Raw genomic sequence first — 21,179 nt, forward strand, 5'->3', positions numbered from 1 at the left:
GAAGTCCGGGCAGGATTGTCGGCATGGCGAACACCAGCTCACGGACCCTCAGACTGCTCTCGTTGCTGCAGACCCATCGGCACTGGTCCGGCCCGGAACTGTCCGACCGGCTCGGGGTCTCCGAACGCACGCTGCGCCGCGACATCGAGCGGTTGCGCGAACTCGGCTACCCGGTCAACGCCGCCCGGGGTACCGACGGCGGCTACCAGCTCGCGCCCGGCGCGGTACTGCCGCCGCTGCTGCTGGACGACGAGGAGGCGGTGGCCCTCGCGGTGGGCATCGGCGACGCGGCGCAGAGCGGGATCGCGGGGTTGGAGGAGGCGTCGCTGCGGGCGCTCACCAAGGTGGTACGGGTCCTGCCGCCCCGGCTGCGGGCCAGGGTGGACGCCCTGCGCGCGATGACGCTCTCCGCCGCCGTGTCCGGGCCGGTCGTGGCGGCGGGGGTGCTCACCGTGATCGTGCAGGCGTGCCGAGACGAGGAGCGGCTGCGGTTCGGCTACACGGCCAGGGGATCCGCGCCTACGGAGCGCGAGGTCGAGCCGCACCGCGTCGTCGCGCTCGGCGGACGCTGGTACCTGGTCGCCTACGACCTCGCTCGGCACGACTGGCGCAGTTTCCGCCTCGACCGGTTGACCGACCCGACGGCGACCGGCGCGCGCTTTCGACCGCGCCCGCTACCGGCCGACGACGCCGTGGCCTTCGTTCGGGCGGCGAGCGGGGCGCCGGCTCCGTATACGGTCGAGGTCCGTGTGCACGCGCCGTCCTCGCACGTGCGGCAACTGGTCGGCCGCTGGGGCACGATCGAACCGCTCGACGCGGACAGTTGTCTGCTCACGATGACCTCTACGTCCCTCGACTGGCCGACCCAGGCACTGGGCAACGTGGGCGCCGAGTTCGAGATCCTGGGCCCACCGGAGTTCGCCGCACACATCCGGGAGTGGGGCGCCCGCTTCACACGCGCCGGCCACACGACACCGGGCTGACGGGATGTCAGGCCCGCAGCGAAGCCGTCAGCGCCGCCCACGAGGCGGCGCCGAATATGAGCCGGCCTATCTCCGGGTCCTTGCTGTCACGAACGGGGACGAGGGAGGTGGCGGTGCCGACTTCCACGCAATCTCCCCCGTCCTGGTCGCTGTGACTGGACTTTCGCCAGGCGTAGGGCTCGGGCTGAACGTGGGAAGCGAGCATGGTCTAGGCCCTCCATAGCTTCTCGGATCATGTCCATGGACATACCTACCGGTAGGGCTCGTGCCCGTTGCCGATCGTAAGTTACGGCGAACTGCTCGACCTCGATCGGGTCCTCGATCATACGTCCGACGCCGGCACCTTCGATGTAGGCGACCTTGCGACCTTCCGGCATCGTAAGCAGCGTCAATGAGCCACCCATACCTGCGTGTTCCCCTTCGTCAAAGGGGAGGATCTGCACGCTGATTCGGCTGTCGTTCTCGGTTTCGAGTAGCCGCGCGAGCTGCTGCCGCATGGTGTTTGGGCCGCCAACCGGCCTGCGAATGACACCTTCGTCAAGAACTACCCATAGGTGTGGCGCTTCCGGACCGCTGAGCCGCTCTTGTCGACCCAAACGTCCGAAGACTCGTTCTTCGAGATGCGCATCGTCTCGGAGGGTTCGACCTCCACGCAGCAGAGCCCGAGCGTAGTTCTCCGTCTGGAGTAGCCCGGGTACGAACTGGACGAGGTACTTGCGGATCTCGACGGCAGTGCTCTCGAAATCCATGAAGGGCTGTGACCACGCCGCAAATACCCGGGTCGTCAAGTGCTTCCACAGCTTCGTGAGGAGGCCGCCCGTCTTGAGCGCGGTGTCCAAGGCGATTGCGTTCGCCATAGTGGGAGGGTGCCCGGTGCCTCGCTCGATCTGGTTCAGCCGTGTGGCACTCAAACCGTAGGTGGCACGCGCGAGTTCGGCTTGCCGGTATCCGGCGGCTTCTCGAAGCGTGGCGACCATGCGTCCGAACACTTCTACGACCGGCGCATCTTCCTGGGCCTCGTCGCTCATGGATCCCCCCTTTATGGCAGGTCACGTAAACCCCAATGGCTATTGCAGCCTAGGCGTCGGATCGATGCTTGTTCACAGAGTGGCCGAATCAGTACTGGCGGCAACCGAGAGGACAGGTATGCCCACCGTAGATAACTATCCCGAGGACCCGCACGACTGGACCACGGACCACGTGGCCCGCTTCTGGAAGGCCAACGGCAAGCGCGCCGTCCGATGCGAACTCTCCGGCCGGATCGGGACGTTCGCCGCCGTGATCAACCTCCAGGCGTTCGTGCGCCTCGCCGGCGGCACCGAGTTCCGGACGCACTGCGGCCACCTGCGGGTGTTGGAAGACGAATCCGCCGAAATTGCGGGGGTGGGCCGTGATGTATCGCGAGGGTGACTGGGTCGAACCGACCGACGACGCCATCCGCGAGGTACGCCGGCCCGGCCAGATCCTCATGGCGCAGCCCCTCCCGGACGGCGGCCAAAAGCTCACCGTGCAACCGCGCGGCGGCCGGGTCATTTGGGTCATGCCCTCGGACGACGTACGCCGAATCCCGCCTCCGCCCAGGCCCGGCCGCTTCGGCGTCGGCGACAAGGCGAAACACACGAGCGACAGCCTGCGCCGAACCCACCCGCCCGGAACGATCGAGCACATCGACCCGGACACCGGCGAAGCCCGCGTGCAACCCTTCGACCCGGCCCAACCCACCTGGACGGCCTCGCTCGCCCTCCTCGTACCGGACGACGGCGTCTGGTTCCCAAGCGACGGCGCCCCACCCGCCAGATCCAGCCCCTTCCCCATCCCACCCGGCGCCCCCGCCCCCCGCGCCTACGGCTGCTACCGCCTCTGAACCCGTCCCTCCGAAATCCACCCCGATTCGCACCGGACGGACGTCGAACCCCAGGACACGCGGTCACCACGGGTCATCCGTTCGAGGTCAGATCGAGAAGATCCAGGCCATCCAGACGAGCCACAGCGAGACGCCGATCACCGGCGAGGGGGACGACGATCTCCCTGAAGATCGCCTTGACGTTCTGTCCGGTGTGCATGTTGGTGAAGCACTTGACCCTGCCGTCGGCTTTCATCGCGTCGGCGTCGATCTCCAGGATCTGTCCGCGCAGGGGCAGTGCTCCGTGGATGCGCAGACCGCGTAGCTGGAGGGCGAGCGGCGGACCGAACGTCGCCGTCGCCGGTCCCGTGAGGAACAGCCTGCGCGCGAGATGTCCACGACGCGCAGGGCGCTGACCTCGGCGCCGAAGTTCTCGCGCCGCTCGGTGATCTCATGGACCATGCACAGCACCGCCCCGGGACTGGGCCGGTTGACGACTCCGCTCAGATCGATGCCGCCCTGCTGGGTCATGGGTACCCCGTCCCTTCCGCCTGCTCCGCCCGGTACCGCTTGCCGCTGTCCGTTCACGTGAGCCATGGGCCGCCATCCGCGTCCGTGGTCGGGTCGGGATCACCGGAACCCGCCCAGCCGTCCGGTGCACCGGAGACCGGCCCCTCGAACCCGGCCGCGTCCGCGTCGCCCGCGTAGGCGGCGTCGAGCAGGCCGAGGCTCACGTCGCCGGCGAAGGCGCCGCTCAGGGACGCGACGTCGGAGTCGGCGGCGTAGGCGGCGTCCAGCGCGTCGAGATTCGCCTGGTACGGCCTGGCGTCGGGCTGCGCGTGACGAGGGGCCGGCGGGTGGCTGTGGTCACCGGATTTGTGGTCCTGGTAGCCGTGCTTGTTGTCGTGGTCACCGGGTGTGTGATCCGTGTGGCTGTGCTTGTCGCCGTGGTCATCGGGTTTGTGGTCCCAATAGCCGTGCTTGTCGCTGTGATGGCCGGCGTTCCCGTCGTGTGCGGGCGGCTGGTGCGGCGCGTCGTGGACCGGCTGGGGATGCGGCTGGTGGGCGGGAGGGTGATGCGGTTCGTGATGGGGGCCGTCCTGACGGGGCGGCGCGTGCGGCGGCGGGGACGACTCGGTGTGGGGTCCCGGGTGATGTCCGTCGCGCAGGTCGTGATGCCAACGAACTTCCGTGCCGTCACGGTTGGTTCCATAGTCCCCCATGCCTCCCCCTCAGCCGCCTTCGGCCCAGGACCCGCCACGGCAGGCGTACCCGCCGCTGCGCCGTCCACACCGCGCTCCGCGTGGCGAACAGCCGCCCGCCGGGCCGGGGCCGGTTGCCGTGGTGCCGTGCATCTGGGGCGCACACGCCGCGATTCGGGTTCCGCCGGGTGCGTTGGAGCACCACGCGACCGGCGTCGGCGGGGCGGCGCGCCGGGGGTCTCGGGCGCATGGGCACGGAGCCGCCGCCCGCGGGGGCGGCGGTACCCGTACGGAACTTCCGGACCGCCTCGACGACGAGTCGCACAGATTGTTCGCGACCCGATACGTGCTAGCCGAGCATGTCGGCCGCGTTCACCTGCCGGAGGTGGATCACGACGTCGTGTGTCTTCGCGAGTCGGATCTGTGGGGCGTCGGCGATCCCGGGGTAGGTGGCGCCGATGTTCTTGATGGTGTGCGGCTCGGCAAGCCAGGTGCGGGCTTCCGCGGGGGCGTTGCGCAGGTCGACCACGAAGTCGCGGTAGCGCACCCGGTCGAGGGTGTATTCGGCGGTGCCGGGTGCGGCCGGGCCGACGGTGAAGCCGTGGATGCCGCCGTCCTGGCCGAAGGCGTTGAACGAGCCCTGGTCGAAAGTGAGTCCGACACTCAGGTAGCCGCTGCCCAACTGCTCGCGGAGGAAGGCGCCCTGGACCTTCGGGTGAGTGGCGGGGGCGTAGGTGTTCAAGGCGACATGGGTGTTGTGGGCGGCGAGCATGATCTTGTTGCCGGTCTGCCGCTGCCACCAGACGACGTTGTCCGCCATGCTCCGGTCGCGGTAGGTCATGGCTTCGGGGATGCTTCGGGGGTCGTCCCAGTCGAAGGCGTACAGCGTGGTCATCTGGTGGATCGCGGTGGCGTGTTGCACGGCCCAGGCGTGCGCGTCGGCGTCGGTGCCCGTGCCGGGCCGTTGCTTGAGCAACTCCACTGCTTGGCCCGTGCGTTCGGCGATTGCCTTGCGTTCGGCGATCGGCTTGGACAGGTACTCGTTGATGTATGTGTCGACGTTGGTGGTGGGCCGCAGGCCCCGGTACAACTCGGTGAGCTGCGGTACGAGTTCGGGGCGGGCGGCGGCCGCGTAGGCGCCGACCTTGTCGTACAGATCGGCACCGGCGAACCCGTTGTCGTCGCCGATGAAGCGGACGGGGTCCTTGGGGTGCTTGACGTTGTACGAGCGCATCCACTGGAGCAGATCGCGGTACTCGGCGTTGTTCCACAACCGGTAGGAGCCCTGGAACTCCTCGTCCATGATCTGCTTCAAGTCGCCCTCGCCACGCACGACGTAGGCGTCGAGCCGCACTCCGGTGCTCCACGCGGCTTCGAGGGCGAAGGCCCGAAAGCCCTTCTCTTCGACCAGGTACCGCAGGACCCGGTGCTTGACGGTGAGGAACTCGTGCGAGCTGTGGGTGGCTTCGCCCAGGCCCACCACCCGGGCGTCGCCGACCATGCGGCCGAACGGACGGAGATCGACCAGGCCGCCGCGTGGCTCGGTGGTGCGCAGCGGGTGGGCCACCCGGCTCAGGGCCGCCTCGGGGGAGCGGAACGCTGCGGCGTCGGCGGAGACCGACGCGGTGGCCGGTGGGTTGCTGTCGGTCGCCGATCCCGCGTAAGCGGTGCCGATGCCGCCGGCGGTCGCGCCCACGCACAGCACGAGGGGCACGAAGGTACGCAGCACTTGCCTGACTGCCCGCGAATGCGGGTGAATCCGTTGATCGGACGGGTGGTCGAGGGTGGCGCGCGGTACACGCGGCGTTGCGTTTGGCATGGCGCCCAGGCTAGGAACCCGGGCTTTCGGCGCGCATCGTCCGCCGGCCCGAGGACCGGAGTCCTCCTTCGGCTCGTCCGGCCGGTACTCGGGTCCGGGGTCGGGGGGCCGGGCCGAACTCACTCACCCGGTAGTGAAGTTCGCGCGTGCTTGAGGATCGCCGGAACTGTGGTTGGCGGGCCGCTGGGCGAGATGGAGAACGGCCTCCAGGTCGAGGCCGGCCAAGTGCGCGGTGAGTCGGCTGCGTTCGGCTTCGGTGAGGGGGACGGCGCGTGCGCGGGCAAGGGCATCGGCCGCGGCGGTGGTCCCTGTCGTCGGTGCGGCGCTCGACCAGCCCGGCCGCGACGACGCGGTCAGGATCAGCCGGGACCTGGATCCGGCCGAGCACGTCGACGTAGTCGGCGGTCGGAGCGGTCCGCACGCGGGCGCCGAAGGAGACGGCGGGGGTGTTGTCGAGGAACAGTTCGCGGCTGCGCGCCCCGTTCCAGGGCACCTGTCCCTCGCCGTCGAACGGGGAGGCCGGCCGGTGGGCGTGGGCCCGCGGCGTCAGTTGCCGGTAGAGCGGTCCGCGGGCCTTGCCGATCGCCCGCATCAGGGCCTTCCACGGTTTCGAGGTCACCGGGTTGGCGGCGAAACCGCCGGATACGACCAGGGCGCGCAGGCCCCGGGGCGGCGGGTGGCGACCGCGATGGTCCAAGCGGGAGCGCGGGATTTCGCCGAAACCGGCTACTGAATGTTCAAGGCGATGGGGTGACCCGGTTCGTCGGGGCACACGAACACACGAAGTTCGCCGAAGCGGGCGACAGCGAGCGACGGATCACCGCCGCTGTCCATCGTCAGGAACATTTGCATGCGGCGTCCGCAATCCGGTCGGGAGCACATGATCCGCTGGAGGTCGGTGAGGTGCCAGGACGGCCAACCGCCGACTTTCCATCCGTCCAGGCAGGCGAAGTCGTCGTGGTAGTCCCAGTCTTGCTCCTCGCACCAGGTCTCGACCACGTTCCGCAGGTCCTCCGGAAGGTCGTCGTGCTCGGGGAAGTCCTGTGCCTCGACGGGGCTCAGCGTGCACGGCTGCGGGATGTACCCGTCCGCCGCCCGTCGCGGCTGCGGCGGTGTGGCCGGGGTGAGCCCTTCCTCCGTGCTGCGCCGCCACCGCAGTTCGAGCCGCGGGCCGCCGTACGGGTATCCGCCGGCCACGTCCTCGTGTTCGTGGTCGTTCGGACACCACAACACCTGGAGGAGGTCCGTGTCGCTTCCCTCGAAGACGCGAGGGGCATCGCACGCGCGCAACTGCAGCACGGGCACCATCGCCACGGGATCGGTACACGGGTCCGCTCGCGTCGAGATCCGTTCCCACGTGAGCATGTCCAGGGAACTCGCACCGTTCATGATCCGCTTCTGCGCGGCCTCCTCCTCGTGCGTGAGGACGTTGTGTGCGCCGGTGCCGTTGCGTGCGCGGGCCTTGCGGGCCTCGTCCATCTCCTGCCACTCCCGGCGCTCCGCCGCGCTGAGCGGGTCGCGGTGGTAGACCCAGTGACCGACGGAGCACTGCGGCCACGGTTCGCCGGCGGGCCACAACAACGGCCCGCCCACACCGCTGTCACCCACATCGGGTACACCGCTCGCCGGATTCAGCAACACCGCGACCCGGGCGAGGTCCCCCAACCACGGGAACTCCGCCACCAGCGCCTCGACTTCGGGATGTATGTGCACGCCGACCACGCTACCGACCCGAACCGTCACCCCGAGCCCGCCCCACGGTTGTCCCCACGAACCGAGATGTTGGAACCGCGGCATGGACGACCGGGTGCGGCCGTACGCTGGTCGACAAACTCATGGGGGATGTATGCACGGCATCATCGTGGTACCGCCGGGATGTACGGGACGTCAGGACCAAGTGGGCCTCGTTCCCGGTGAGCGGCTGGTCTTCGGCCGCGAGGCCGAGTTCTTGGGTCACAGCCACAGTCTGGTGCTCGCCCACAAGGGGGTGTCCCGCTTGGCGGGGGAGATCACGGCCGTGGGTGCGTTCTGGACGTTGAGCAATCTCAACCGCCGGCAGACCTATGTCGTGGAGAACCCGGAGGGGGCGGGTGAGCACATCAAGCTCGCTCCCGGTCGCCTGGACGCGCCCATTCCCTTCGAGTTCGCGCGCATCCTCTTACCCGCGGCGGACGAACTGCTCGCCGTCGAGGTGTGGGCGCCGCGCCACGACTACCTGGGTTCGGAGCCGTGGGAGCCGCAGGGCGCCACCACCGTGCCGGCCTTCTGCCTGGATCGCAGCAAACGCTACTTCGCGGTCCTGGTCGCCCTGTGCGAGCCGCGACTGCGCGACATGCCGGCGCACACCGCGCTGCCCACGTCCGAGGAGATCGTACGGCGGCTGCGTCCCGGGTGGTCCGCGGCCAACCGCGCGACGGTCCAGTGGAACATCAACTACCTTGCCGTGAAGCTGCGTTTGCGGCCACCGCGGGAAAGCGCGGAGACGGGCCTGCGGCGCAACGGCATCAAGGAGTCGTTGGTCGCGGTGGCGCTGCGCTTCGATCTGGTTCGGGAAGAGGACCTGGCCCTCCTGGGTGAGGCCGCCGGCGTCGGAGAGGAGCGGTGACCGGGCAGCAGCCGCGACCGAGCACCGTGACTGTGCCCGAGGGGTACGAGATCGGCCCCTGGCGGGTCGAACGCCTGCTGGGTTCCGGCGGGTTCGGCAGTGTCTACACCGCGCGTCGGACCACGGCGGTCGAACCGCGCCGGGCCGCGCTCAAGTTCCTGCCCACCGGTACGCGCACGCCGCGCCAACTGCGCCACCTGCGCGACCTGGCGGAGCGTGAGATCGAGGTGCTGCGCCGCGTGCACGCGCCTCGGCTCATCCGCATGCACGACGTGCTGACCGTCGACGACCCGGATCTGCCCGACCTCGACGGCGCCACCGTCCTGGTGCTGGACCATGCCGAAACCTCGCTCGACCAAGTCCTCACCCGGACACCGCAACTCCCGTCCGCGCCGGTGCTGCTCACCCAGATCTGCGAAGGGCTGGTGCAGTTGCACGGGGCCGGCTGGGTGCACGGCGACCTCAAGCCCGGCAACGTATTGGTGATGGCGGACGGCACCATCCGGCTGGCCGACTTCAACATGGCCGCCGAGTTGGAGGGTACCCACGCCTACGCGCCCGGCTTCGCCACACCCGACTTCACCCCGCCCGAATTGTTGTGGAGCGACATCACCGAACGCGGCCGACTGGTGCGCCCCACCGCCGACATCTGGGCGTTCGGGGTACTGGCCCACCTCGTGCTCACCGGGACCATGCCGCTGCCCGGCCCCACCGCCGCCGCGCGCCGCACGGCGCTGACGCACTACGTACGAGGCGAGCAGGATCTGCGCCTGGCTCCAGAACTGCCGCCCGGGTGGCGGGAGATCATCGGCGACTGTCTGGCGCCGAGCCACGACGCGCGCGCCCCGCACGATGCGCGCTCCCTGCTCCGGCGCATCGAGCGGCTGCAACTTCCCACCGGGGTCCCCGAGTCGCCGCGCCGAAAACGCCTCCTGCTCTCCGCCGCCCTCGTCACGGCGGTCTGCGTGGTGGCGGCGGGTACGGCGTTTCTCCTGGGCTCGGACGACTCGAACTCCCCGACGGCCAAGGGGTCGGAACCCCCGTCCGCTTCGGCGGGTACGCCGTCGGTCCCGGCCACTCCCGTCGCCTATGACCGCTGCATCCCGGGCAGCGTCTGCTTCTTCACCGAGCCCGACGGCGGGGGCCGGATGTGTGCCTGGGTGGGAGACGAAGCCGACTGGCTCACGGGGAAGAACGTCTGTAGTTGGGCGGGCACCACGGCGCCACGATCGGTCTTCAACAACGGAAAGGGCGCCGCGGCGGGCGAGACCTTGATCAATGTGACCTACTTCGCGGACAAACACCTGCAGAAGCAAATCGGCTGCGTTCCCCCCGGTACCCGCCGCAACCTCGACGGGAGCGTGTCCCCGCGTTCGCACGTGTGGACGGATTCCTGCGCGTAGCGAGTGGGCAACGCGAAACGCTCGGCCGGGATTCGGGAATCCCGGCCGAGCGTTTCACTCAACTCCCGGCGACAGCCGGTCGCCTCACAAGTGTGATGTGGCATCGGTGGGTCAGGTGCTGATGGTGGTCACGGGTTCGAGGCCGTACGTGCGGGCGTAGCCGTTCTCGGTGCCGACGAGGAGGTCGACGATCTCGAAGTAGCGGTCCCAGAACGGGGTTTCGCGCAGGGCGTCGATCAGGAGCTGGTAGGCCTTGTGGTCGTCGGCCTCCCATACCCAGATGTCGGTGACGCGTACGGAGTAGAACTCCGTGTCGTAGAAGCGTGATCGCACGCCGGTGGTCTTGGCCTCGATGGCCGGCAGGACCTGGGTCGTGAAGGCGTGCACACGTTCCTCGACGGTCAAGGCGAGCCACTCGGGGGTGGTCTTGACCAGCATGAACGCGGTGACCGGGGGTTCGGTCTGGTCGGTGGACATCGGGATGCCTCCAAGGTGGGTGGTGGGTGGTATCGGGGAGTTCGCCGGGCGCCGAGCGGCGGGCGCCGGGCGGCGGATGTCAGGACAGGACGGCGGGCTTGAGGATTTGGGCGCACCACTGCTCGAAGCTCGTGGGCGAGGTGGTTTCCGGGGTGCGGGTGATGCCGGCGTCCAGGCCCTGGTCCTTGGCCCGCTTCATGTCGACGATGCTCTGCACGAACGCCTCGTTGAGGCCGTAGCCGACGAGGGTGGTGTACATGTCGTCGAGCGACTGGCGCTCGTAGCGCACGGGGCGGCCGAACTGCTCGGTCATGATGCGGGCCAGGTCGTTGACGGACAGGTCCTCGGGTCCGAGGAGGGGAACGCTGCCGGTGCCGGTCCAGGAGCGGTCCAGGAGCAGGTCGGCCGCGGCGGCGGCGATGTCGGCGACGGCGACGAGGGGGGCCTTGCGGTCGGCCTCGACGGTGTCGGTGAAGAAGCCGTGCTCGCGGATCGAGTCGGCCTCTTCCAGGAAGTTCTCGAAGAAGGACGCGCAGGCCAGGGCCCGGTAGGCGGCGCCGCTTTCGGCGATGAGGTCGTCCATGGCCAGCGAGGTGGTGACGATGCCGGCCCGGTCGGCGAGCGCGGTGCCGCGGCCGAGTGCGGAGACGCCGACGACGTGGCCGACGCCGTGGGCGGCGAGCGCCTCGACGGCGGGGCGGCTGAAGCCGATGTAGGCGTCGTGCGGGGTCAGGGCGGCGTCCGGGGGGACGAGCCAGAAGACGGCGTCCGCGCTGTCGAAGGCCCGGTCGAGGACGTCGGCGTCCGCATGCGAGCCGGTGACCACGTCGACGGCTCCGCGCGCCCGTTCGGGGAGTCGGGCGGGGTCGCGCACGATCACGCGCAGTTCCTCGCCCGCGGCGGGGGCGGACTTCAGCAGCGCGGAGAGCAGGTGACGGCCGATGTTCCCGGTGGGAGCGGTGATGACGATCATGGAAAACCTCGTGTGTCGTGCCGGTTCGTTACGTCCCTCATCCTGCTGAGGGTCACCGTGATGCCACAATGGGAACTTCGGCACGGAATCATTGACTGAAATGGAATAATGCTGGTGAGCAGCCCGGATCCGGTCATCGACGCCAATCTCGCCATCGCGTTGGACGCCCTGCTGGCCGAGCACAGCGTGACGCGCGCCGCCGAGCGGCTGCATACCTCGCCGGCCGCGATGAGCCGCAACCTCGCCCGGTTGCGCCGCATCCTCCAGGACCCCCTCCTGGTCCGGGCCGGGCAGGCGATGGTTCCCACCCCGCGCGCCCTGGCCCTGCGCGAGGAGGCCGCCGCGGTCGTCCGCAGCCTGGGGGCGCTGCTCGGGCCCGGCGCGAGCGTCGACCCGGCCGGCCTGCGCGGCACGTTCACGCTCCAGGCCGCCGACGTGGTCGGCGCGGCGCTGGCCCCGGGGCTGCTGGAGCTGGGTCGGCGGGAGGCGCCGGGTGTCTCGTTCCGGATCCGGGCCGAGGAACTGGAGGCCGGGCCCGCTCTGCGCGACGGCCGGATCGATCTGGAGGTCGGTTCGATCGACCACGTGGACCCGGAGACCCGGGTCGAGGAACTGGTCGAACTGCGCATGGTGGCGGCCGTCCGGCCCGGCCATCCGCTGACCGAGGGGAAGCTGACGCCGGCTCGGCTCGCCGCCGCCGAACACGTCGCGGTCAGTCGCCGCGGCAGGTTCACCGGCCCCCTGGACGCGGCGCTGGCCGAGCACGACCTGCGGCGGCGGGTCGGCATCGTCCTGCCCGCCCACCTGGCCGCGATGACGCTGGCCGCCCGTAGTGACGTCGTCTGCCTCGTACCCGCCGCGCTCCCGGGCGCGGCCCACTCACCCCTCACCCGGGATGCCGAGGTCCTGGGCCTGCACCTGCTGGACATCCCCCTGGACCTGCCGGTGGTGACCATCGGCATGGCCTGGCACCCCCGACACACCGCCGACGGCGCCCACCGCTGGCTCCGCGACGCGGTCCGCCGAACGTTGTGCGCACCGACGCACGTCGGGGCCGCCCGGTCACGGCAGCCGGGTGCGGAGGAAGTCCGGTAGCCGGCCTGCCTCCAGCCGCTTCCCCAGGTCGGCCGGTACATCGGGGGAGGGGACGTCCAAGCCGAGAGGGCGCCCTGCGCGGGCACGCTGCCGTCGGGGCTTCGCCATGGCGTGGTCGGAATACGAGCATTGGGGCCGTCCACCGGGTGGCATCAGCCGAAAGCCGCGAGATCGTGGGCCGCCATCGGTCCTGGTGTCGCCGACGTGGTTAGCCTGTGTGCCGTCGTGATGATCACTTTCGACGGGGGTTGAGCTGCGTGCGATCGCGATGGGGGCAAAGATGTGCGGCCCTGGTGGCTGCGTTGGTGGTTTCGGCGGGGACGGGGGTGTCGGCGGCTCGGGCGCATTCGGTGCCGCCGAGTGATCCGCAGGCCACCTCCGCCACCCGCGATGTCCGGGACTGGCTCGGGCACTTGGGCAATCGGGCGCAGAACCGGGTGGTGTCCGGACAGTTCGCCGGATACAGCGGGAAGACCTTCTCCCTCGACCAGGTGGAGGAGTCGAAGGCGCAGACCGGTGCGTATCCCGGGCTGCTGGGGTGTGACTACGGGCATGACGGCAACGCCATCGACCACACCTGCAACGCGACCCTGAAGGACTGGGCGGCGTCCGGTGGCCTGGTCACCGTCAGCGCCCACCTGCCCAATCCGGATCAGCCGGACTGGAGCGGGCTGTTCAGCAGGTTGGCCACGTTCGATCGGCTCACCGACCGCACCACCGGGACCGGTCGGCGCTGGCAGGCCGAACTCGACCGGGTCGCGGAGGGGTTGCGCGATCTCGCCGATGCGGGTGTGCCGGTGTTGTTCCGGCCGTTGCACGAGATGAACGGCGACTCGTTCTGGTGGAGTGCGCAGGATCCGCAGACGTTCGCCGCGGTGTGGCGGGACATGTACGGCTATCTCACCGAGGTCAAGGGCTTGCACAACCTGCTGTGGGTGTACGCGCCGGACTGCAACTACGGCAAACGCTCGTCCTATTACCCGGGTGGGGCGTATACCGACGTCGTCGGCCTGGACTGCTATGTGCGCGAGCCCGCCGCCGTTCAGGGGTACGACGAACTCCTCGCGCTGGGCAAGCCATTCGCGTTCGCCGAGATCGGGCCGCGAAGCGGTCCCGGTGGGGTGATCGACGTGCCGCTGGACTACGGGAAGTGGATCGACGCGATTCGTACCCGATTCCCGGCCACCGCCTACTTCATGGCTTGGAACGACCAGTGGCGGCCGACCGCCAACATCGGCGCGGCCCGGCTGATGGGCGACCCGTGGACGATCACGCGCGGTGAGATCGCGCTGTCCGCGCGTACCGAGGGTGGGCTCATCCCCGCCGGAACGCCCGTCCCGCTCGCGGACTTCGAGTCCGGCGCGCAGGGTTGGGGCGGATGGCAGGTCCTGGCCGGGCCCTGGTCGGTGGACGAATGGGCGGCGCAGGGCGGCCGATCCCTCAAAGCGGACATCGATCTTGCCGCCCCCGAGGCGTACTTGAACCGCGTCGCCCCGCAAAACCTGACGGGCTACCGGGCGTTGACCGCGACGGTCCGCACCGCCGAGTGGGGCAACCACGCCGCCGGCACCACCGCCAAGTTCTACATCCGCACCGGCGCGGGGTCGGCCTGGTACGACGGGGGAGCGGTCGGCATCGGCCCGAACGGCGCGGTGTTGAGCCTGGATCTGAGCCGCGTGGCCGACCTCGGCGACGTCCGCGAGATCGGCGTACTGTTCCGGCCCGCCCCGGGCGCGAGCGGGCGCAGCGCGGTGTACGTGGACGACGTCACCGCGCTCGCCCCGCCGACCCTGCTCTCGGGTTTCGAGTCCGGTACCGAGGGCTGGACCGGCTACCTCACCGCGACCGCGCCCGCGAGTACGAACGATTGGGCGAGTGAGGGCGGCCGTTCGCTCGGCGTCGAGATCGACCTCGCGGCCCCGGAGGCGTACGTGGACCGCCGCGCGCAGCTCGACCTGTCCGGTCGCCGAACCCTGACCGCCACGGTCCGGGCCACGGCGTCGGGCGGCACGGCCAAGCTCTACGTCAAGACCACCGCCGCCAATACGTGGTACGACGCCGGCGCCGTTCCGCTCGGGCCGGACGCCACGACCTTGACCCTCAACCTGGCCGGGGTCGGCTCGCCCGGCGATATCCGGGAGATCGGCGTGCAGTTCGAGCGTCGGGGCGCGGGTGGTACGGGCCGGGCCGTCGTCTTCGTCGACCAGGTCACGGTCCGCTGAACCCGGCGCCGCGCGCCGCGACGGGCACGTGTCGCGGCGTGCGGCGCCGGCCGCCGTCCCGGTTCGGCCCGGAGGTGCCGGGCCGCCGGTCAGGCGGGCTGCGGGGCCGGCTCGGCGGCGGCGAGGCGGTCGATCAGGCGCGGGGTCAGTGGGCCGACCAGGGTGCCGGCGAAGGCGTGACGCAGGGCCGCGGCGCGCATTTCGTTGACCAGGGTGTGGGTGACCGTGGCCGGGACGACCCAGCCGCCGTGGATGTGGCCCAGTACGCGGATGCCGGCGGCGGGGACGTCGGCCGCGCGCAGCGCCGCGAGGTAGTCCTCGGCCTGGTCGCGCAGCGGATCGTACTCGGCCACCACGACCAGGGCCGGGGCCAGGCCGGACAGGTCGGCGGCGCGCAGCGGGGACACGAGCGGGTTGACGGCGGCCTCGGCCTCCGGCACGTAGTGCCGCGCGAACATGTTGAACTCGGCGACGGACAGGCCGGGTCGGGCCGGTTCGCCGGCGGCGACCGGGTCCGGCATCGGGGTGAGGTCGAACGGGGCGGCGTCCAGGACCTGGAGGCTGGGCTGCGGCAGGCCGCGGTCGCGCAGCGCCAGGCACATCGCGGCGGCCAGGTTGCCGCCGGCGCTCGCGCCGCCGATGGCGACCAGGTTCGGGTCGATGCCGAGTTCGTCGGCGTGTTCCAGGAGCCACGCGTAGGCGGTCAGGCAGTCGTCCAGCGGGGTGGGGAAGGGGTGTTCGGGGGCGAGCCGATAGTCGACGTGGACCACGGCGCACGGGACGAGCGAGGCGACGGGCCCACACTCGGCCTCGGCGGTGTCCAGGTTGCCCAGCACCCAGCCGCCGCCGTGCAGGAAGAAGTAGGCGGGGACTGGCGTTTGCGGGTTCCTCGGCCGCCACACCCGCACCGCGATCTCGCCGTCGGCGACGGGCACGGTGTGCTCGGTGACCTCGATGTCGGGCCCCGGCGGGAACGCCGCGAGCCGCATGGTGGCGGCCGACTGCGCGCGCCGCAACGCCAGATCCCGCGACTCGGGCTGCGCCCCGGCGGCCACACGCTGCAACAGTCGCACCACAGGCGGATCGATCCTCACAAGCATCTCCTTCAACAAGCCGGCCGAACGACCGGACAACTCAGAAATTTCGGACCTGAATCGAAGCCCCGCCCCACCGGCCGAGAAGCGCCCCGCCCCAGCCCCCGCGCTGTCGGCGGCCGAGGGCTCGTGCGGGGCGGTTGCCGGGTCGATGTCGGGCTCGTGGAGGGCGGCCAGCCGGCCCGTTGTGATCACCCGGTGGTACGCGTGTGCGCTGGGGTGGATCACGCGTTGCAGGTCGTTGTCGCGGTCGATGCCGATCAGGCCGAAGCGGGGGCGGTAGCCGTGTGTCCACTCGAAGTTGTCGAACGCGGACCAGTGGAGGTATCCGCGCACGTCGACGCCGTCCGCGAGGGCGGCCCGGACGGCGCGCAGGTGGCTGTCCAGGTAGGCCACCCGCTCGGCGTCGTCGGTGGTGGCGATGCCGTTCTCGGTGATGTAGATCGGCAGACCGGTGGTCTTGCCGGTCAGCCGCAACATCTCGGTGAGCCCGTCCGGATAGACCTCCCACCCCATCTGCGTGGTGGGCGTGCCCGCCGGCGGCTCGCCGAGTCGCTGCTGTTCCAGGGCCGCGTTCACCCGGGCGCGGGTGTAGTACTGCACGCCCACCCAATCGCCCGCATCGGGCGCGTCGCGCAGGTGTTCCAGGTGCCGGCTGACCAGCATCTCCCGGTACCAGTCCGCGAGTTCGACGTCGGCGGCATTGTCCGGGTCGGCCGGTTGCACCAGCGGGAGTTGCAGGCACACGCCCACCCGCGTGTTCGGCGCGGTCGCGCGCAACGCGGTCACGGCGGCGTCGTGCGCGCGCATCAGGGTCTCGTTGGCGGTGACCATCCGATCCCGATCGCGGTACCCGGGTGGGTGGTTGCCCTTCAGGTAGCCGTTGAAAGCGACGATCTGCGGCTCGTTGACCGTGCCCGCGAAGGGGATGCGATCCCCGAGCCGCCGCCCGGCCTCGGCGGCGAACTCCGCGAAGATCTCGGGCGCGTCGGGCGCGAGCCAGCCGCCGGCCGCCGCGAACCACCTCGGCAGGGTGAAGTGTTGGAGGGTGACGAACGCCGCGAGGCCGTGTTCGTACAGGCCGTCCAGCACCCGCGCGTAATGGTCGAACGCGGCGGCGTCCCACACTCCGCGTGAGGGCGCGAGCCGGGACCACTCGATCGACATCCGGTGCGCGGTGTGCCCGAGTTCGGCCAGCAGCGCGATGTCGGTCGGCCAGCGGCGCCACTGGTCGATGCCCGCGCCGCTGGGTTCGGCGGTGCGGCCGGCGTTCTCCCAGTCGATCCAGTCGTTGTCGGTCAGGCCGCCCTCGACCTGGTGGGCCGCGGTCGCCGCGCCCCACAGAAACGCGGGCGGGAAGTCCCGACCGCCGCCGTCGATCATCCTTGTACCTCCTCGGGCGCGCCGGTCTCGGCCGGCTCGGGATGGGTGGCCAGGTCCCGGATCAGCGTCCGGGCGTACTCCTCGATGCTGACCACCAGGTCGACCTCCTCGGGATCGAGCAGCCACTGGGAGGCGATGCCGTCGAGCGCGGCCAGGATCTCGATCGCCTTCAGCTCCGGGCTCACATCCGCCCGCATCTCGCCGCCGCGCTGGCCCTCGCGGATCATTCCGGCGACCACCGCGCGCATCTCGCGGTAGCGCCGGACGAAGAAGTCGTGCTCGGGGTCGCCCGGATCCAGGTTCTCCGCGAGCAGCACCGCGAACAGCTTGGCCAGACCGGGCTGTTCGCGGTTGCGGTGGGCGAACGCGGGCATCTCGCGCAGGGCCTGCAGCCCGCCCACCGCGGCGATGTCCCGGGCGAACGCCTGGCTGCGCAGGTCCCGGTGCTCGACCACGGCCCGGAGCAGGCCCTCCTTGCTGCCGAAGTGGTAGAGCAGGCCGGGCTCGGTGATGCCGACCCGCTGGGCCACCTCCGCCATACCGGTGCCGCGAAAGCCCGCCCGGGCGAACAATTCCGAGGCGGCGGCGACGATCTCCCGACGTCGCTCCTCCCCCTTCGCGGTCGGCGCCTTGGTGCGGCCCCGGGCGCGGCCGACGGCTGGTTTACGTGCATCCGAATTCTCAGTCACATCGGCACTCTAGATTATTTACTTAGTCCTTAGTAAGTTCCATCTCGTCGAAAGTTCACGACACCTGGATCGGAGCTCACGCCATGAGCAGATCGAGAATCTTCCTCGCCCTGGGCGCGCTGTCCCTGACCCTGGCCGCCGCCGTCATCCCGACCGGCACGTCCGCCGCCCCGAACAGCACGCCGAACAGCGCCACGAACATCGCCGCGAACACCGTCACGAACACAGCCACGAACATCCCGGCCAACACCACCTCGACCGCCGACCCGGCCGGCAAGAGCCTGACCTCCCCGCTCAAGGAGACGGTCTGGCTCTGTCGCCCCGGCCTCGCGACCAACCCCTGCAATCAGGACCTCGCCGGCAACCCGCAACGCCCGGGCCCCGACGGCACGTTCAGCGCCCGCTACCTCAACGGCGCGACCACCACACTCGACGCCACCTCGGTCCGCGCCGACGGCTCGCGCGTACCCGAGCCGTTCGCCGCACCGGCGAACCCGCAGATCGACTGCTTCTACGCGTACCCCACCGTCGATCTGCTGCCCAACCCGCTGCTGCGGATCGGATCCCTGCCCCCGAGCCCGTCCAACAGCGCGCTCGCGGCCGCCCTCGACCAGATCGGCCGCTTCGCCGGCACGTGTCGGGTGTTCGCCCCGATGTATCGGCAGGCGTCGTTCTCCGAGCTGCTGGTCGGCGGCCTGGGCGTGCCGCTGGACGCGGAGACCGGCTCGCGCGACGTCCTGGACGCCTGGCGCGACTACTGGGCCAACCACAACACCGACCCGGTCACCCACCAGCGGCGCGGCGTGGTGCTCCTGGGCCACTCCCAGGGCACCGGCGTGTTGTCCCGGGTGATGCAGCAGGAGATCGACGGCAACCCGGCCGTGCAGGACCGGTTGGTGTCGGCGGTGCTGCTCGGCGGCTACCTCCAAGTGCCGATCGGCGGGACCCAGGGCGGCGGCGCCGACCCGGCCTCGACGTTCCAGCACATCCCCACGTGCGTACGCTCCGGGCCCCAGGCGCCGATCCCGACCGGGTGCGTGGTGGCCTACAACAGCTACGCGCTGCCGCCCGGCGGCGGGCTCCCGGCCGGATCGGCGTTCGGCCGCACACCGATACCGGGGCACCAGATGATGTGCGTCAACCCGGCCGCGTTGTTGCGCGGCACACCGGCCGACACGGCGACACCGCTGGACATGTACATGCCCACCCGCCGCCTGATGGACGGCAACTGGCTCAACCCGCGCGGCCACCTCGCGCACGTGTTGTCCGCGTACGAACTGGCCGACGACCCGTCGGGCTACACCCGATACCAGGACAGGATCAGCGGGAAGTGCGCCTTCACCCAGGACGCGAACGGCACCGCGACCTGGTTCGACATCACCGGCGGCGCCGGGATGTTCCCCGACAGTGGCCTGTCCGTCCCGCTGGGCACGCACACCGTCGACTACAACGTCGCGATGGGCGACCTCACCGCGCTGATCGCCGCCCAGGCGAACACGTGGCGGGCGGCCCACCCGGCCTGACCCCACCGGCCTGGCCTGCTCGGCCCACCCGGGCCCACCCGGGCCCACCCCACCCGGCGCCCGCGCCACCTTCGTCCCACCACACCCGCACCGCCGCAGCACCCGCCGCGCCCACCCGCACCCCCGGGCCGTCCGGCGGCGATTCGAGCACGCCGCGAGGTCGGCCGAAATGCCCAGCCGAATCCATCCACCCACGTAACCGTCGCGTGAATACGCCGGGTATCCCGACCGCACGCTTCCGTTACGTGTAACGGCCAACATTTCGGCCGGCCGACCGCACCGGGGAATTCGATTCCCGAATTCGTCCCGCGAATTCGACTAAGGACCAGTCATGACCATCCTGGGACGCCGCCGCGTAGCGGCCCTCGCCACCGCCGGACTCGTCGTGGCCGCCGTTGCCGGCTGCGGCGGCTCGAACACCTCGAAGGGCGCCGGCGGCAAGACCTTGACCCTGGCCGCCGCGGCCGACGCGGCGAGCCTGGACCCGGCGAAGACGGCCGGGGGCAACATGCTCGCCTACCTCCAGCCCCTGTACGACGCGCTCACCACGGTCAACCCCGACCAGAGCGTGGGCCCGGGCCTGGCCACCGCGTGGACCTACACCGACCCCGAGCGCCGGCACCTGCGGATGACCCTGCGCGAGGGCGTCACGTTCAGCGACGGCACCCCGTTCGACGCGTCCGTGGTCAAACAGAACCTGGACCGCATGGCCACGAGCAACGGACCCAGCTCCTTCGCCGTCGCCACCGTCGCCGGCGTCACCGTCAACAGCCCCACCGAGGTCGAACTGGCCCTGAAGACCCCCGATCCGGCACTGCTGTTCAACCTCGGTCTGGTCGCCGGGATGATGGTCGGCCCCAAAGCCTTCGCCGACGCCAACGCCAACGCGCAACCCGTGGGTACCGGCCCGTACATCCTGGACACCGGCCACACCACCCGCGGCGACCGCTACACCTACACCCGCAACCCGCGCTACCGCACCCCCGCCGCGTACCCGTTCGACAAGGTCGTGATCAAGGCGATCCCGGACACCAACGCCCGCACCACCGCGCTGCTCACCGGCCAGGCCGACGCCGGCATCGGCGCCCCGGCCCGGATGGACGCCGCCAAACAGGCCGGCCTGACCGTGACCCGCCAACCCGGCCAGGTCACCGGCCTGTGGCTGGTCGACCGGGACGGCAAGATCGCCCCGCCGCTCAAGGACGCCCGCGTGCGTCAGGCGATCAACCACGCGGTCGACGGCCCCGGCATCCTCAAGGCCATCATGGCCGGCGTCGGAACCCCCACCACGCAGATGTTCGCGGCCGGATCCCCGGCCTACGACCCGGAGTTGGACCGCAAGTATCCCTACGACCCGGCCCGCGCCAAGCAGCTGCTCACCGAGGCCGGCTTCCCCGACGGCTTCAAGCTCAGCCTGCCCAGCGAGAACGCCTTCGTGCCCGCGATCTACCCGGTGCTGGCCGAGCAGTTGAACCAGGTCGGCATCAAGGTCGAGTACACCCCGGTGAGCACCAACCAGCTCTCCGTGCAGTACTTCAGCGGCCGATTCCCGGCGTTCATGTACGTCTGGGGCACCACGCAGAACTGGATCGACGCCAACGCGCTGCTGTCGCCGACCGCGCCGACCAATCCGTTCAAGGTCAACGACCCGGTCGCGGTCGACCTGCTGGCGCGGATCGCCAAGGCGAACGACCAGGACCAGGGCCCGCTGTACCGCCAGTTGAACGCACACGTGGTCGAACAGGCATGGTTCGCGCCGCTCTTTCGCGGTGAGACGGTGATGTTCTCCGCCAAGCGGATCACGCTGAGCAACCAGCCCGGGCAGACCTTCTTCTCCCTGTCCGACTACAAGCTCGCCGGCTGAGCGT

General features: G+C 70.5%; 20 protein-coding genes. 9 read left to right on the forward strand and 11 right to left on the reverse strand.

Annotation, left to right across the window (positions count from 1 at the left end):
- Positions 1 to 23 precede the first annotated feature (23 nt).
- Positions 24 to 983, forward strand: a complete 960-nt coding sequence (locus ACWGR4_RS43660) for a helix-turn-helix transcriptional regulator (RefSeq protein ID WP_452133313.1) — start codon at positions 24 to 26, stop codon at positions 981 to 983.
- Positions 984 to 990: 7 nt separating this feature from the next.
- Here the strand turns inward: ACWGR4_RS43660 and ACWGR4_RS43665 are convergent, their stop codons facing one another.
- Positions 991 to 1,110: a DUF397 domain-containing protein gene (locus ACWGR4_RS43665; protein ID WP_380011933.1), complete on the reverse strand. Its 120-nt coding sequence runs from the start codon at positions 1,108 to 1,110 to the stop codon at positions 991 to 993.
- Complete coding sequence (locus ACWGR4_RS43670; RefSeq protein ID WP_452133312.1) at positions 1,070 to 2,011, reverse strand: helix-turn-helix domain-containing protein; 942 nt, start codon at positions 2,009 to 2,011, stop codon at positions 1,070 to 1,072. The genes ACWGR4_RS43665 and ACWGR4_RS43670 overlap by 41 nt, the downstream gene beginning before the upstream one ends.
- A 118-nt stretch (positions 2,012 to 2,129) precedes the next feature.
- Here ACWGR4_RS43670 and ACWGR4_RS43675 point away from each other — a divergent pair, with 118 nt between their 5' ends.
- Both ACWGR4_RS43675 and ACWGR4_RS43680 read left to right on the forward strand, forming a co-directional pair.
- Positions 2,130 to 2,393 (forward strand): hypothetical protein, encoded by a 264-nt coding sequence (locus ACWGR4_RS43675; RefSeq protein WP_380011927.1) that lies wholly within the window; start codon positions 2,130 to 2,132, stop codon positions 2,391 to 2,393.
- Complete coding sequence (locus ACWGR4_RS43680; protein WP_452133311.1) at positions 2,377 to 2,847, forward strand: hypothetical protein; 471 nt, start codon at positions 2,377 to 2,379, stop codon at positions 2,845 to 2,847. The genes ACWGR4_RS43675 and ACWGR4_RS43680 overlap by 17 nt, the downstream gene beginning before the upstream one ends.
- A 73-nt stretch (positions 2,848 to 2,920) precedes the next feature.
- Here ACWGR4_RS43680 and ACWGR4_RS43685 read toward each other — a convergent pair whose 3' ends face one another.
- The 5 genes from ACWGR4_RS43685 to ACWGR4_RS43705 all read right to left on the reverse strand — a co-directional run bounded on the left by ACWGR4_RS43685 (position 2,921) and on the right by ACWGR4_RS43705 (position 7,560).
- A complete protein-coding gene (locus ACWGR4_RS43685; RefSeq protein ID WP_452133310.1) occupies positions 2,921 to 3,082 on the reverse strand; it encodes a hypothetical protein in 162 nt (53 codons plus the stop codon).
- Entirely contained in the window at positions 3,079 to 3,357 is a 279-nt protein-coding gene (locus ACWGR4_RS43690) for a hypothetical protein (RefSeq protein ID WP_452133309.1), read from the reverse strand. The genes ACWGR4_RS43685 and ACWGR4_RS43690 overlap by 4 nt, the downstream gene beginning before the upstream one ends.
- Positions 3,358 to 3,410: 53 nt before the next feature.
- Complete coding sequence (locus ACWGR4_RS43695; RefSeq protein ID WP_452133308.1) at positions 3,411 to 4,049, reverse strand: hypothetical protein; 639 nt, start codon at positions 4,047 to 4,049, stop codon at positions 3,411 to 3,413.
- Positions 4,050 to 4,377: 328 nt separating this feature from the next.
- Positions 4,378 to 5,757: an erythromycin esterase family protein gene (locus tag ACWGR4_RS43700; RefSeq protein WP_452133307.1), complete on the reverse strand. Its 1,380-nt coding sequence runs from the start codon at positions 5,755 to 5,757 to the stop codon at positions 4,378 to 4,380.
- An 816-nt stretch (positions 5,758 to 6,573) separates the two neighbouring features.
- Entirely contained in the window at positions 6,574 to 7,560 is a 987-nt protein-coding gene (locus ACWGR4_RS43705) for a hypothetical protein (protein ID WP_452133306.1), read from the reverse strand.
- A 133-nt stretch (positions 7,561 to 7,693) separates the two neighbouring features.
- On the opposite strand from ACWGR4_RS43705, the gene ACWGR4_RS43710 reads away from it, so the two are divergent.
- Positions 7,694 to 8,452, forward strand: a complete 759-nt coding sequence (locus ACWGR4_RS43710) for an FHA domain-containing protein (RefSeq protein WP_452133305.1) — start codon at positions 7,694 to 7,696, stop codon at positions 8,450 to 8,452.
- A gap of 26 nt (positions 8,453 to 8,478) precedes the next feature.
- Positions 8,479 to 9,855, forward strand: coding sequence for a protein kinase domain-containing protein (locus tag ACWGR4_RS43715; RefSeq protein ID WP_452133304.1), 1,377 nt, complete (start codon positions 8,479 to 8,481; stop codon positions 9,853 to 9,855).
- A 111-nt stretch (positions 9,856 to 9,966) separates the two neighbouring features.
- Here the strand turns inward: ACWGR4_RS43715 and ACWGR4_RS43720 are convergent, their stop codons facing one another.
- Together ACWGR4_RS43720 and ACWGR4_RS43725 are read right to left on the reverse strand one after the other, a co-directional pair.
- Positions 9,967 to 10,332, reverse strand: coding sequence for a darcynin family protein (locus ACWGR4_RS43720; RefSeq protein ID WP_452132886.1), 366 nt, complete (start codon positions 10,330 to 10,332; stop codon positions 9,967 to 9,969).
- A 79-nt stretch (positions 10,333 to 10,411) separates the two neighbouring features.
- Complete coding sequence (locus ACWGR4_RS43725) at positions 10,412 to 11,305, reverse strand: NAD(P)H-binding protein (protein WP_452132885.1); 894 nt, start codon at positions 11,303 to 11,305, stop codon at positions 10,412 to 10,414.
- Positions 11,306 to 11,413: 108 nt separating this feature from the next.
- On the opposite strand from ACWGR4_RS43725, the gene ACWGR4_RS43730 reads away from it, so the two are divergent.
- Positions 11,414 to 12,400, forward strand: coding sequence for a LysR family transcriptional regulator (locus ACWGR4_RS43730; protein WP_452132884.1), 987 nt, complete (start codon positions 11,414 to 11,416; stop codon positions 12,398 to 12,400).
- 293 nt (positions 12,401 to 12,693) lie between these two features.
- Entirely contained in the window at positions 12,694 to 14,622 is a 1,929-nt protein-coding gene (locus ACWGR4_RS43735; protein WP_452132883.1) for a glycosyl hydrolase, read from the forward strand.
- Positions 14,623 to 14,711: 89 nt separating this feature from the next.
- On the opposite strand, the gene ACWGR4_RS43740 is transcribed toward ACWGR4_RS43735, so the two are convergent.
- Both ACWGR4_RS43740 and ACWGR4_RS43745 read right to left on the reverse strand, forming a co-directional pair.
- The gene (locus tag ACWGR4_RS43740; RefSeq protein ID WP_452132882.1) at positions 14,712 to 17,099 is read right to left on the reverse strand and encodes a family 1 glycosylhydrolase; all 2,388 of its coding nucleotides are present in this window, start codon (positions 17,097 to 17,099) and stop codon (positions 14,712 to 14,714) included.
- Entirely contained in the window at positions 17,096 to 17,788 is a 693-nt protein-coding gene (locus tag ACWGR4_RS43745) for a TetR/AcrR family transcriptional regulator (protein ID WP_380011885.1), read from the reverse strand. Before ACWGR4_RS43745 ends, ACWGR4_RS43740 begins: the two co-directional genes overlap by 4 nt.
- Positions 17,789 to 17,871: 83 nt before the next feature.
- Here ACWGR4_RS43745 and ACWGR4_RS43750 point away from each other — a divergent pair, with 83 nt between their 5' ends.
- On the forward strand, positions 17,872 to 19,311 hold the full coding sequence (locus ACWGR4_RS43750; protein WP_452132881.1) for a DUF3089 domain-containing protein: 1,440 nt from the start codon (positions 17,872 to 17,874) through the stop codon (positions 19,309 to 19,311).
- Between the two features lie 331 nt (positions 19,312 to 19,642).
- Positions 19,643 to 21,175 carry an ABC transporter substrate-binding protein gene (locus ACWGR4_RS43755; protein ID WP_452132880.1) on the forward strand — a complete coding sequence of 511 codons (1,533 nt, stop codon included), beginning with the start codon at positions 19,643 to 19,645 and terminating at the stop codon, positions 21,173 to 21,175.
- Positions 21,176 to 21,179 lie beyond the last annotated feature (4 nt).

The sequence above is a fragment of the Embleya sp. NPDC055664 genome, from assembly GCF_053618075.1.